Here is a 14,335-nt window from a genome sequence, read left to right on the forward strand (position 1 = left end):
CGGATGCTTATTTTAAAAGTGTCCGTTTTTTTTTGCTTAAAACTTTTGTAAATATTTAATTTGAAAGATAATATTCATGAATATGAAATCTAAAACTTTATTAATTTGCTCATTCATAAGTCTCAGTACAGCTGTTTGTGCACAAAAATGGGAGCCTGCATCACAGAAATTTTCTGAAATAAGAAAAGGAGTGGATGTACGGTACTCCTACAAATTTGATATATCGGTATTAAGAAACATGCTTTCAAATGCCGTAGAAACCGGAACGGGTGCCAAACCGGTGATTATTTCCCTACCTACAGCAGAAGGAAAAATTGAAAGATTTGCCGTCTACAGCAATCCCGTGGTAGAAAAATCTATGGCAGATAGATATCAACTGGGCTCTTATGTGGGAGTGGGAGTTGATGATCCTTCAAAGTATCTGAGATTTAGTACTTCCCCGACTGAAATTCAATCTATGATTATTAAAGATGGTGTATTTCAGTTTATAGAGCCTATCAGCATTGATAAAAAAACTTACGGTGTATTCTATAAAACGAAGAAAACAAAAAGTGATAACGGCTTTGAATGTACTACTGGTGAAAAGAACTTCAAAGACATTAAAGCATTAGAAAACAATGGAAGAAACAGTCTTTCTAATGTAGGAATTACCAACAGACCTGCTACTACGAAATATAGAACCTACAGACTGGCACTATCAACAACAGGTGAATACACGAAGAAATTTGACCCTACTGGAGGAATCACAAACACTGTGATACAAATGAACGCTACCATGACTCGCGTGAATGGTGTTTTTGAAAAAGAATTCGGAATTAAATTAATTGTTCAGGATTTACCAAATATTATCTATACAGATCCCTCTACAGACCCATATACAAATAATTTAAATTTACAGTTACAGCAGACATTAACGTCACAGGTTGGGAATGCTAATTATGATATGGGACATGTATTTAATGCTTCAGGAGGTAATGGTAACGCCGGATCTATTGGTTCGACATGTGTAAATCCTGCAACATCAACTTCTTTGGCTAAAGGTTCTGCCTTTACTCAAAATACAGATCCTACAGGAGACCTTTTTGATATTGATTATGTTGCTCACGAAATGGGGCATCAGCTGGGAGCCAATCATACTTTTTCCCATGTTTCTGAAGGATCCGGAGTAAATGTAGAGCCGGGAGGTGGAACAACTATCATGGGATATGCAGGAATTACAGGAGATAATGTACAGAATTATACTGATGCTTATTTTCATTATTCCTCAATCAATCAGATATTAAACAGTCTGGATAGTAAAACCTCTTGCGGAACATCGGAAGCAATTACAACAAATGTTCCTCCGGTAATTTCTCCTCTTATGGCTTATACTATTCCTAAAGGGACTGCTTACTATTTGGAAGCATCCGCTACGGATACTGATCCAATTAAATATGCGTGGGAACAGTACGACAGTGTTGATTCTTATAATTCCATTTCCGGGGATAGCGGATGGGGCTACAATGCTCAGGGAGCTATCGCGAGATCATATTTCGGAACAACCAGCGGAAGAAGATATTTCCCAAGTCTCCCTAGTGTGATGGCAGGTAATCTGACAGATAAAGTAAAATGGGAAACGGTTTCATATATTCCGAGAACCCTCAACTATGCAGTTACAGTGAGAGATGAAAATGCTACAAGACCATTGCTCATTTCATCCGAAACCACCGTTACTGTTGGTGGTGACGGGCCATTTAAATTCTCGGGCCTAACACCTTCTACCATTTTGTATAATAATGCATCAAACACTGTAACTTGGGATGTCGCTAGTACTAATACAGCCCCATATAATGTATCTAATGTAAAGATTGAATATACAACCGATCTTGCAAATGGAACAACGTGGACAGAGTTGGTCGCTTCAACCCCTAATACAGGAAGCTATACTTTGCAAATGCCTTCCGGCTTAACGGGTGCAGTAAAACTTAAGATTTCTGCTATTGGAAATATATTCTATGCGGTTTCTCCTCAAGTAACTATTGGTACCGCTCCAACATCTACTTCCGCAGCTCCGACAGGTGTGGCAGCATTAAGTAACGAAATAATGAAAACAACTGCAAGACTGTCATGGAACAGTGTACCCGGAGCAACGTATTCAATACAATATAGAAAAATAGGACAAACCAACTGGTCTAATACAACAAGCACTATAAATTCTGTTTTGCTAACAGGGCTTGAGGATAAGTCTGATTATGAGGCTCAGGTTGCCACTGTAGTTAATACCGTTGTTGGAACTTTTTCTCCAAGCTACACTTTTAAAACAAAAGGATTGAAAACAGGAGTGGATTATTGCTTAATGACTACCGGAGGAAATAGTTTTGCCAGTTTCTCATACAATAGTGGTTTAGCACAATTTATTTTAAGCAATTTGACCTATTCAGAATTGTATTACAGTACAATCTTTAGTACATATAGAGATTTTACTGAAGATGCAAACAAATTAATCAACCTAACGAAAGGAACGCAATACACTTTTTCTTACTTTAATGTAGGAACCACAGCTTCAACATATAATGATAATATGGAAGTATGGATTGATTATAATAGAAATGGTATTTTTGAAACTTCTGAAAAGGTAGGTTCTGTAAGCACAGATCCGCCGGCTAGCGGGCAATACACAGGATCATTTACATTTACTGTTCCTACTACAGCTTATTCAGGAGATAAACTTTTACGAATGAGAGTTGCCAATACGTTCTTTAATACAGCTTCAGGTCCATGTGGCAGTCCTTCTGTTCCAGTAAGTGGTGGAGGTGTTATTTCACAGGGATCTTTTAAGGATTTCTCTGTTAAAATTTCTGATTCAAACCTTGCAGTTAATGAAACAAAAGATTTAAAATCTGAAATTTCTATCTATCCAAATCCAGCCGATACATTTGTTGAAGTCAAGAATCTGAAAGGTAATGCAGACTATAAGGTCTATAGTGCAGATGGAAGATTGGTTCAGACAGGTAAAATTGATAATCAAAGAATTAATGTGTCAGATCTGATAAAAGGAGTTTATGTGATTACCATTAAAGATGATTCTAAAACATATACAACTAAATTGATTAAAAAATAGGAAATATAACCTTATATTTACATCCCGGGCAAACGTCCGGGATTGTTATTTGTTGACGAACAGTTATTTATGAAAGTTTTCTCTTTCGTTTAAAAAAATTAACTTTACTGAGATAAAAATATTGAAATGCGAAAAACAATTTCTGTTAAAAAACCGGATTTTAACATATCATCAAAGAATACTGAAATCTACAGTTTTGAGAAAGACGGATTACAATTAAAATCCTCTTATAAGGCAGAAGACGTTAAAGATAAAGAATTAACCCATACCACTCCGGGAATAGAACCTTATTTGCGAGGTCCTTATTCTACGATGTATGTTCAGAAACCCTGGACAATCCGTCAATATGCCGGATTTTCAACTGCAGAAGAATCCAATGCCTTTTACCGGAGAAACTTGGCGGCAGGACAAAAAGGTCTTTCTGTTGCCTTCGATCTGGCGACCCACAGAGGGTATGATTCGGATCATGTAAGAGTAGTCGGCGATGTTGGAAAAGCCGGGGTGGCGATCGATTCTGTCGAGGATATGAAAATTTTATTTAATGAAATTCCATTAGATCAGATTTCCGTTTCCATGACGATGAATGGAGCTGTTTTGCCGATTCTTTCTTTTTATATTGTTGCTGCAGAAGAACAGGGCGTTTCGCAGGAACTGCTTTCAGGAACGATTCAGAATGATATTTTGAAGGAATTCATGGTACGGAATACGTATATCTATCCGCCGGCACCTTCCATGAAGATCATTGCCGATATTTTTGAATATACATCGCAGAATATTCCGAAGTTTAATTCGATTTCGATCTCAGGATATCATATGCAGGAAGCTGGTGCTACACCGGTGCTGGAAATGGCTTACACCCTTGCAGACGGATTGGAATATGTTAGAACCGGAATCAAAGCAGGAATGAACGTTGACGATTTCGCACCAAGACTATCTTTTTTCTGGGCTATTGGAATGAATCACTTTATGGAAATCGCAAAAATGCGTGCCGCGAGATATATTTGGGCAACCCTTTTGAAGCAGTTTAATCCACAAAATCCTAAGTCTTTAGCACTAAGAACACACTCGCAAACTTCAGGTTGGTCATTAACTGAGCAGGAGCCTTTCAACAATATTACCAGAACAGCGATTGAAGCCCTATCTTCAGCATTAGGCGGAACACAGTCTCTTCATACCAATGCTTTGGATGAAGCTATTGCCCTTCCGACAGATTATTCAGCAAAAATTGCAAGAAATACCCAGATTATTCTTCAGCAGGAAAGTGGAATTTGCGACGTGGTAGACCCGATGGGAGGAAGTAATCTGGTAGAAAGTCTTACCCAGCAAATGATCGAAGAGGCGATGAAATACATTGATGAGGTTGAGCAGGAAGGTGGAATGACAAAAGCCATAGAAGCCGGAATTCCTAAAATGAGAATTGAAGAAGCGGCAGCTAGAAAACAGGCAAAAATCGACAGTGGTGAAGAATTTATTATTGGCGTAAATTCATTTAAATCAGCTTTAAAACAAGAGGCAATTGAAATCTTAGATATTGACAACACGGAAGTTCGCAGAAAACAAATCGAAAGATTAAATAAAATAAAAGCAGAAAGAAATTCTGAAAAAGTTGAAGAAATTCTAAATGAAATCCGCGAATCTGCAAAAACAGGAAAGGGAAATCTTCTCGCATTGTGTATCGAAGCGGCACGCAGAAGGGTAACGCTTGGTGAAATGAGCGATGCTATGGAAGAAAGTTTTGGAAGATATAAAGCCAACATCAGAACAATTTCAGGAGTTTATGCCATGAATGCAGGAAAGAACGAATATTTTGAAAAAGCCTTACATCTGACTCAGAAATTTGAGGAAGAAGAAGGTCGCCGTCCGAGATTAATGGTTGCCAAAATGGGACAGGACGGTCACGACAGAGGTGCAAAAGTAGTTGCCACTGCGTTTGCCGATATGGGATTTGACGTAGATGTCGCCCCGTTATTCCAGACTCCGGAAGAAGTGGCGAAGCAGGCCGTGGAAAATGATATTCATATTCTGGGAGTTTCTTCTCTGGCAGCCGGACATAAAACGCTCGTTCCACAGGTTGTGGAAGAATTGAAAAAACTTGGTGCCGATGATATCACGATCGTTGTTGGGGGAGTAATTCCGCAACAGGATTATGAATTTTTGTATGCCAACGGAGCCGACTTTATTTTCGGACCGGGTACCAATCTTCCAAAGTGCGCAGTGGATATTTTGGAGAAATTTTTAAATTAAAATTAACTTTTTAAAAGTATAAGTTGCATAGCTTTTGTATAGTTTAATGAAAATTTTCATTATGGCTTATACAGTAGTTTCAGTATTTCCGGTGACTGTAGATACAGAGGAAATAAAAAAAGAATTAAAAGAAAACGGTTTTAGCGAAGCAAATATTATTGTTTCAAAATCAAATCTAGAAAGTGGATTGTCACCTGACGATTACCATGAAGACGAGCAGACAAAAGGTTTTTTTGAATATACTTTTGCTCATGATGCAGAGATGCTGGAGGCTTACCGTAAGCATAGTATAGGTAGAAATAATGTGATTGTTTATGCCGAAAATATTGAACAGGCGATGAGCGCAAATTCGATTTTAAATAAACAAGGTGCTCTTGAAGTCTATAGAAAACCAACTGAGAATAAAACAGATATTCCTGAAGGAATGACCGAAGAAGAATACAATGGAATCATTGCCAAGGCAAGACATAACATTTATTTCCTGGGCTCCCAAAGGGTATATCATTCTAACATCATTGAAGGAATGGATGACCCGATGGATGATTTGGGATCAAAAGATTAACTATATATAAGACTGACCGAAAGGACAGTCTTTTTTATTTATGGTTATGATAAATGAAATGATATTGAAAAAAGAACAGCTCCGCTATCGAAGCTGTTTTTTTATCAATTATTGTCCCTGCTGCATCACGCCGCCTGTTTCTTCTTTTTTAGTCTGATTCAGTATGCTGGCATCTTCTTTCGCCAGCTTGTTTTTTGTTGGGATTTTGTAATTAATAGAAAGTCCGAAGTTTCTGGTGTCGTATTTACTTTTTATGTAAACCGATTCACCTGTTGGCGGGTTAGAACGCACCTGCATTACCTGTCCGTTAAAAATATCATTTGCAAAAACAGAAACAGTGAGACGATTATCCATAAATTTCTTTGTCACCGTAAGGTCAAAAGAATTGTTGAAAGGTTTTTCTGCCGTGAAATAGAAGTATCCGGCTTTAGGAGTTAAGTAACTATAATTCGCAGTGAGCTTGATATCTTTAGGTAAAATGATCTGCGTCATGATGTTGAAGATCCAGAAACCTTTGTTATTCAGATTGTCAATTTCATGTTTTTGATACCCGGCATAGAGGTACATGAAATTAATTTTATCAGGATTAAAATTAAACTTCATGATCTCGCTCAACGGTTTGCTGAAAATCATAAACGGAACAGGTAATCCGACATTAAAATTATGAATTCTCATGTCTGAAATATTGATCTGCTCGTTAAATAAATTTTTTCCATCTTTCCTGATGATCTGTGCCACCTGATTTTTGGCTGAACTCACGCTGTATCCGATGAATGCATAATCGAATGCCGAAATCTTTAGTTCATAATTGTCGAAAATAGTTGGTTGAAGATTCGGGTTACCGGTAACCTGCGTATTAGGTCCCTGGAACGTCACGTTATTCGGGTTCAATGCAGATATACTTGGAAGGTTTATTTTTTTATTATAATTAGCCGCCACGTACACCTGATTCATCAGATTATACTGTACACTTGCATTGGGGAATAATTTAAACTTATTAAAAGGAATAAGATCTGCTTCAATAAGCATATCGTTTTTATCGTAATATCTTGTAATTCCCGAAATGTCATAATTTTCTGCACGGGTTCCCAATATGAAATCAAACTTCTTCAGCTTTGCCTGAAATTCGAGATAGGTTGAAGTGGTTTGCCTAGTATAATCCAGGTTAGTAATTCCTTTACTTTCCGTATCGAATTTCTGGTGTTCATACAAACCACCCAAACTTACTTTTCCTCCGTCAAGAAAATTGATTGGCTGAGAATAATCCACTTTAAAATTGGCAATTCTCATATCAGATTTATTATTCAGAAGATTACCTAAAGAGATTCTGGGTTGTGCGCCGGAGTCTGCATAGGTTACATCTCTGAAAATATTATCCTGCGCAAACTTGCTGTCGGATGTGGTGTATCCAAACTGGAAATCCAATTTCTGAGCTTTGTCTGTAAAGCGCTTTTGGTAAGTTGCAACTGCTTCCTGCCTTGTTGTAAGTGTATGAGCGGCATCGGATGCATCAAAATTAAAATCTTTGTATGTATATTGCTGAGGATCTGTATTAGGAATCAGATTTTTTTCCTGCCCGTTACCATCACTTAAAGTATAATTGTCATTGTTGTTATGGTAAATATCATAGTTTAATAACAATCTGTCCTGACCGAGATCAAAAGTCAATCCTGATTTTGCAAAATATCCTCTTCCAAATCGATCGGTATTGCTGGTTAAAAGTTCATCCTGTTTTCCGTTCAGCATACTTTCACGGTAGTTCTGACCAATATTTAATTGCCATCCGAAGATTTTATTTCTTGCATTTAGATTAACCGAATTACTGGTTCTGCTGCGGAATTTATCATAGTTCGTAAATGAATAGTTCCCGGAATAGGTAGCCGTTAAATATTTATTAGCGTTCTTATTGGTGATGATGTTCATGATAGCGCCTCCTGAAGTAGCCGGAAATTCTGCGCCCGGCTGGGTAATCACTTCAATTCTGTCTACAGAGTTAGCAGGCATTCCTTCAAGAAATGAATTAAGCTCGTTTGAGGTAATGTTCAAAGGTCTTCCGTTCAGATATACTTCCAGCATCTTTCCCTGATACATCATTCCTGCGATATCGGTAGATACCAATCCTGGAAGTTTTTTAATGCCTTCTAAAACATTTCCGTTATTGAGCTGTGGCTGCTCCGAAAAGTCGAAAATCGTACGGTCGGCTTTTTGTTCAACGGCTTTTTTAGTTTTAGTAAGCGTTACTCCTTCAATCTGTTTTTCTTTAACCTGGTTATTGGTCTTTTCCTGAGCGTAGGTAAAAACCGTACCCAGAAATGATAAAGCAATAATTGTTTTTTTCATAATGTCTTGTCGTATCAGGTTAGACGCATGAAATTTATTTTTGTTACAGGAGTTGGCTTTATTTTATATATTTTAAAACGGATTCTTGCTTATATTTTGGGCTCCTTTTTAAAAAATCCATGAAAAATGCGGTATGGGTACCTCCCATGAGCAGCACGATACGGTCATTTTTATTAATCTGAATTTTATTAAGATTTGAGAACATTACCAGGTTTCGATGATACATTTTAGCGGCTTCATCTGCTCCTTCGTTTTTATCTTTCGTGAAAACATAAGTGAGCATATCAGCATTGATATTGATAAGCATATCCAATACCTGAGGATGATTGTTGAATTTAAATAATTCACGGAAAGTCATTTGATCTTCGGGATACTTTTTTTCGCTTTCTTCTACAAGTTCACCATATTTCTGATAGGTTTCGTCTTCCTGTTTGTTTTTGAGATTATAATACAGGCTATAGTTATAGGGCTCTTTATGGTCTATACCGAAGATTTTAGATGTATGGGAAAGCCTTCCGATTTCAAAGGCTAATAATTCTATTTCACCCGGATTTTCATACTTCTTTTCAGGGTTGTCCAGATATTCGAAATAGGATTTACGAAGCTTTTCATTGTTTTCAGGCAATTCTTCCACAATGATAATAGTCGGTTTGAATACCGCAATCTCCCCGGCTATCTCATGGATGCTTCTTTTATTATCTGCATTGTGCTCATCGAATTCGGTCGTGTTCGCATCAGAAGTGTTTCCCATATGGAATGTAGCAATATTCAAGACAGGAATAGCTTCATTAAATTTATCTTTAAACTGCTGTGCCTGCATGGAAGCTGCAAAAGAAGAGATAAGCAGGACTATAAATATGGTTTTCATAGTTAATGTTTTTTAATCGGAAAAGATATGGGGCTACTAATGGAAGGCTCGAAAGTCGTAATCGTATCACTAAAAAAAGTATTGCCTTATTTCAAAGAATTAAATTCTATGTAATTGAATTCGGGGGATGATGTGAATAACTGTCTCAACACAGAGGCGTGGCCATTGCCGACAATCACCAGCAATCTGTCTTCCGAATTATGCGGAATATTCTGAATATTTCTGAAAATTCTCAGATTTCTGTTGTACCAGTATAATGCCAGCATATCTGCACCATCATATTTTCTCAGCTTAAAATCTCCATTCAGGTAGGCTCCATATTCATGCTGGTGATATTCTTTTCCGTTCATATATTTGAAGAGATCCAGCAGTGATTTGAAGTTTTTGGGTTCCGAGCTTTTAAAGAATGCATCATATTGTTTTGAAATAGGATCATTACTTTTAAAGTCATATTCTGCGCTCAGATTTTTGAAATATAATGAATCTGTCTTTCCAAATTTTTCCTGCAGATCACCCAGCACCGAATTAGCGTCAATACTATGCAGCTCGTTTATTCCAAGATCTTTTGCAATACGCATGGCAAGCTGATAACGCTCGTCTCTTTTGTCATTATGCTTACCTTCTTTATATTCTTTTAGTTTCTGGTTGGCATTCCAATCGGGAAATGCTTCAATGGCAATTTTTGTAGGTTTAAATTTTTTGATATATTCCACAAGCTCAGTAACTTCTTTTGCTGTTTTCGGAGACAGTACATCGACCTGATCTTTTTTTTCGGTCTTGTGGGCATCGAGATTCGGATAATCGAAATGGAAGGATCCTACGACGAGCACTTTTGCTTTGGAAACGTAAAAATATTCCGCAGGCTTTTTCTGGGCGGTAATTACTGTTGATAAGCAAAGAAAAAATGTGTATACTAATGTTTTCATAATGATTGATTAAGGTTTAAGGAATGGATAATCTGTATGGTTTTGTACAAAATTATCGTTTGTTAGTATTAGAAGTAATATCCTTTCGACCAACCCCAGTAAAATAGCCACGAAATAGATTGGTCGGAAAAAAAGGTTTGTTTATCGAAAATATAGGGTAAATTTTCATGGAAAATTTATTTTTGTTATATGAAAACCAGTAAATTACTTTATCTGCATATCTTCTTTTGGGCGATCTATATTATCGGTGCGGTTCTGATTCCGTATTTTGTATTCCATTCCAGGCATACCATTTTGGATATTACTTTCTTTTTCACCAGTATCATCTGCTTTTATGTCAACTATTTTATAGTTGTTCCCCGATTTTTCGATGCCGACAAAATTTATAAATCTTTTGTTGCTTTTTTCCTGAGCGTAAGTTCTTTTGTATTGGTAAGATATTTCGCAGAGGAATGGTTTCTGCCAACCTATTTCGGAATCAGGAATTATTCGGAAGATACCAGTTTCGGCTTTTATTTCTTCGATAATATTTTTTACAGCAGCACCACGATCTTTATCAGCACTACGTTTTGGTTTTTCAAATATTCTATCATTGCAGAAGAAGAAAAATCTCAGCTTATTGAAGCCCGGAAAACCGCAGAATTACAGGCGTTGAAAACCCAGATCAATCCTCATTTTATCTTTAATTCTTTGAATAACATTTATTCTCTTGTATATCAGAAATCAGATAATGCATTGCCAGCTATTGAAGAGTTGAGCCGGCTGCTCCGGTACAGTACGAAAGACCTCGGCGAAGACCGCATTGCTTTGGAAAAAGAGATTGGTTATATTGAAAGTTTGATGGCGTTGGAAAAACTCAGGATTAAAAATCCTGAACTGCTGGTGTTTGAAAAGAAAATCCTTCATCCGAATCTCAGTATTTCGCCAATGATTTTAGTTCCGTTTGTTGAAAATGCTTTTAAACATGGTGACTTCAGGAATAAAGGCTTTGAAATGAAAATTTCTGATGAGAATAAGACATTACACTTTTATCTTTTAAACTATAAAAAAGAAAAAATGAAAGATCCGGTATCCGGAATTGGTATTGAAAATGTGAGAAAAAGACTGGAAATTTTATATCCTCAAAAATATATTTTGGATATTAAAGACCTGAAAAAGGAATTTGTGGTAGATTTGAAAATTAATTTAAGAGATGAAAACCATTAAATGTATTGTTGTTGATGATGAGCCACTGGCTATCTCTCTGCTGGAGAATTATATACGGGAAATTCCTTTTCTTGAGATGGCCTTTTCCTCTGAAAATCCCATTGAAGCTTTGGAATACATTCAGAAAAATGATTCAGATCTTGTATTTCTGGATATCCAGATGCCGGAGCTTACGGGAATCAATTTCATGAAGATTCTTGGAGATAAGATGAAGTATATTTTAACGACGGCTTATTCCGAATATGCTCTGGAAGGTTATGAGCATAATATTGTCGATTATCTTTTGAAACCGATCTCCCTTGAGCGTTTTCGCAAAAGTGCTGTAAAAGCTCAAGAACGGTTTTCGTTGGGTAAGCAGGAACAAAACCATTTCTTTGTGAAATCTTCTGGAAAACAGCACAAGGTCAACTTTGCGGATATTTTATATATTGAGAGCATCAGAGATTATGTTAATATAAAAACTGCTGATGAAGAATTCATCGTTTTAGATACATTAAAGTCAATGGAGCAGCAACTTCCTGAAAGCTCTTTTACGAGAATTCACAAATCTTTTATTATCAATCTTAATCAAATTAAAAGTGTAGGAACTAAAAAGATTATTATTAATCCTGAACATGAGATCCCGATAGGAGAGAACTACAGAATGAATTTTATGTCTCGCATCAAATAAAAAAGCAACCTCAATTTGAAGTTGCTTTTTCTATGATTAATTAAATCTAACAATTAATTTTCTTGTTGTTTAATGAGGTTTAGTGCAGAACCTGCCTTGAACCAATCGATCTGCTGATCGTTGTAGGTGTGGTTTGCCATAACAATGTCTTTAGATCCATCTGCGTGTACGAATTCTAAAGTAAGTTGTTTTCCAGGAGCAAATTGCTCAAGATCAAGGAAATTAACTGTATCATCCTCCTGTACTTTATCGTAATCAGCTTCATTAGCGAAAGTTAATCCAAGCATCCCCTGTTTTTTAAGGTTAGTTTCATGGATTCTTGCGAATGATTTTACCAATACTGCTTTTACCCCAAGATGTCTTGGTTCCATGGCAGCGTGCTCTCTTGAAGAACCTTCACCATAATTCTGGTCTCCTACAACAATTGAAGGAACTCCTGCAGCTTTGTAAGCTCTTTGTACAGCAGGAACTTCACCGTAAGAACCATCTAACTGGTTTTTCACCTTATTGGTTTCCATGTTGTAAGCGTTTACCGCTCCGATCAGCATGTTGTTGGAAATATTGTCAAGGTGTCCTCTGTATTTCAACCATGGTCCAGCCATAGAAATATGGTCAGTTGTACATTTTCCGAATGCTTTGATTAAAACTTTAGCACCTTCAATGTTTTTACCGTCCCAAGCCGGGAACTCTTCTAATAATTGAAGTCGGTCTGAAGTAGGACTTACATTTACCACAACGTGAGATCCGTCTTCAGACGGAGCCTGATATCCTGCATCTTCTACAGCAAAACCTTTTGCAGGTAATTCAGAACCTTTTGGCTCGTCTAATTTGATCTGCTCACCCGCTTCGTTTGTTAAAGTGTCTGTAATCGGGTTAAAATCTAATCTCCCGGAGATTGCAACCGCAGCTACCATTTCAGGAGAAGCTACGAAAGCGTGGGTATTTGGGTTACCATCTGCTCTTTTCGCAAAGTTTCTGTTAAAAGAGTGGATGATAGAGTTTTTCTCTCCTTTTTCAGCACCTTCTCTGTCCCATTGTCCGATACATGGTCCACAAGCATTGGTAAAGATTCTTGCATTCTCAAATTTTCTGAAAGAGTCTAAGAATCCGTCTCTTTCAGCAGTATATTTTACCTGCTCAGAACCTGGGTTGATCCCTAAGATTGCTTTAGGTTTAACTCCTTTAGCAACAGCGTCTTCCACGATAGAAGCAGCTCTTGATAAATCTTCATAAGAAGAGTTGGTACAAGATCCGATCAACGCCCATTCAACTTCTAAAGGCCATCCGTTAGCCTCAGCTTTTGCTCTGAATTCAGAAACAGGAGTTGCCAAATCCGGAGTGAAAGGTCCGTTTAAATGAGGGGTAAGTTCAGAAAGGTTGATTTCTATTAATTGGTCAAAATATTGTTCAGGGTTTGCATATACTTCAGCATCACCTGTTAAGTGTTCGGCAATTTTGTCTGCTGCATCTACGACATCCTGTCTTCCTGTAGCTGCTAAATATCTTCTCATAGAATCATCGTACCCGAAAGTAGAAGTGGTAGCACCGATTTCAGCACCCATGTTACAGATTGTTCCTTTTCCTGTTGCGGAAAGAGATTCTGCTCCTTCACCGAAATATTCTACAATACATCCTGTACCTCCTTTTACGGTAAGGATACCTGCTACTTTAAGGATAACATCTTTTGCAGAAGTCCATCCTGACATTTTACCGGTAAGTTTTACTCCGATAAGCTTAGGCATTTTAAGTTCCCATGCCATACCAGCCATTACGTCTACCGCATCAGCGCCTCCGACACCGATAGCAACCATTCCTAAACCTCCTGCATTTACCGTGTGAGAGTCCGTTCCGATCATCATACCGCCTGGGAATGCATAGTTTTCTAATACTACCTGGTGGATGATTCCCGCTCCCGGCTTCCAGAAACCGATTCCATATTTGTCACAAACAGAACTCAGAAAGTTGAAAACCTCAGAGTTTTTATTGATACCTTCCTGTAAGTCTTTATCAGCGCCAACTTTTGCCTGAATAAGGTGATCGGCGTGAGCAGTTGAAGGAACGGCTACTTTAGATTTTCCAGCTTGCATAAACTGCAGAAGCGCCATCTGTGCCGTTGCATCCTGCATTGCTACTCTGTCCGGTGCGAAGTCTACGTAAGAATTTCCTCTTTCATGTGCCTGTGTGGCATTTCCTTCCCAAAGGTGAGTGTATAATATTTTTTCTGATAATGTAAGAGGTTTACCCACCACCTGTCTTGCTGCTGCAATCCTTTCAGGGTAACGCTCATACACTTTTTTGATCATATCGATATCAAATGTCATATCTCAAAAATGTTTTAAAATTATCAAACAATTATAAATGTTCCCAAAAGTACGAATTTTTAATATTTTATAGGGGTTATCTTATTTAGATTCTTTAT

9 protein-coding genes are annotated in these 14,335 nt (G+C 37.4%); 5 read left to right on the forward strand and 4 right to left on the reverse strand.

Annotated elements, in window-relative coordinates; all coding sequences use genetic code 11:
• Positions 1 to 82 precede the first annotated feature (82 nt).
• From BLR30_RS10465 to BLR30_RS10475, 3 genes are all read left to right on the forward strand, one after another.
• Positions 83 to 3,100 carry a reprolysin-like metallopeptidase gene (locus BLR30_RS10465; protein ID WP_175443643.1) on the forward strand — a complete coding sequence of 1,006 codons (3,018 nt, stop codon included), beginning with the start codon at positions 83 to 85 and terminating at the stop codon, positions 3,098 to 3,100.
• Positions 3,101 to 3,226: 126 nt separating this feature from the next.
• Positions 3,227 to 5,344: a methylmalonyl-CoA mutase gene (scpA, locus tag BLR30_RS10470; protein WP_089858032.1), complete on the forward strand. Its 2,118-nt coding sequence runs from the start codon at positions 3,227 to 3,229 to the stop codon at positions 5,342 to 5,344.
• Positions 5,345 to 5,405: 61 nt separating this feature from the next.
• Positions 5,406 to 5,906: a hypothetical protein gene (locus tag BLR30_RS10475; protein WP_139164618.1), complete on the forward strand. Its 501-nt coding sequence runs from the start codon at positions 5,406 to 5,408 to the stop codon at positions 5,904 to 5,906.
• 108 nt (positions 5,907 to 6,014) lie between these two features.
• On the opposite strand, the gene BLR30_RS10480 is transcribed toward BLR30_RS10475, so the two are convergent.
• The 3 genes from BLR30_RS10480 to BLR30_RS10490 form a co-directional block, all read right to left on the reverse strand.
• Positions 6,015 to 8,246, reverse strand: coding sequence for an outer membrane beta-barrel family protein (locus tag BLR30_RS10480; protein ID WP_089858039.1), 2,232 nt, complete (start codon positions 8,244 to 8,246; stop codon positions 6,015 to 6,017).
• A gap of 58 nt (positions 8,247 to 8,304) precedes the next feature.
• Positions 8,305 to 9,114 carry a DUF5694 domain-containing protein gene (locus BLR30_RS10485; protein WP_089858041.1) on the reverse strand — a complete coding sequence of 270 codons (810 nt, stop codon included), beginning with the start codon at positions 9,112 to 9,114 and terminating at the stop codon, positions 8,305 to 8,307.
• 86 nt (positions 9,115 to 9,200) lie between these two features.
• Positions 9,201 to 10,040: a DUF5694 domain-containing protein gene (locus BLR30_RS10490; RefSeq protein WP_089858044.1), complete on the reverse strand. Its 840-nt coding sequence runs from the start codon at positions 10,038 to 10,040 to the stop codon at positions 9,201 to 9,203.
• A 189-nt stretch (positions 10,041 to 10,229) separates the two neighbouring features.
• On the opposite strand from BLR30_RS10490, the gene BLR30_RS10495 reads away from it, so the two are divergent.
• Positions 10,230 to 11,246, forward strand: coding sequence for a sensor histidine kinase (locus tag BLR30_RS10495; protein ID WP_089858047.1), 1,017 nt, complete (start codon positions 10,230 to 10,232; stop codon positions 11,244 to 11,246).
• Positions 11,233 to 11,916: a LytR/AlgR family response regulator transcription factor gene (locus BLR30_RS10500; RefSeq protein ID WP_089858050.1), complete on the forward strand. Its 684-nt coding sequence runs from the start codon at positions 11,233 to 11,235 to the stop codon at positions 11,914 to 11,916. Before BLR30_RS10495 ends, BLR30_RS10500 begins: the two co-directional genes overlap by 14 nt.
• Before the next feature lie 53 nt (positions 11,917 to 11,969).
• On the opposite strand, the gene BLR30_RS10505 is transcribed toward BLR30_RS10500, so the two are convergent.
• Positions 11,970 to 14,237: an aconitate hydratase gene (locus BLR30_RS10505; RefSeq protein WP_089858053.1), complete on the reverse strand. Its 2,268-nt coding sequence runs from the start codon at positions 14,235 to 14,237 to the stop codon at positions 11,970 to 11,972.
• Between the last annotated feature and the right edge of the window lie 98 nt (positions 14,238 to 14,335).

The organism is Chryseobacterium taeanense (assembly GCF_900099685.1).
Lineage (GTDB): Bacteria > Bacteroidota > Bacteroidia > Flavobacteriales > Weeksellaceae > Chryseobacterium > Chryseobacterium taeanense.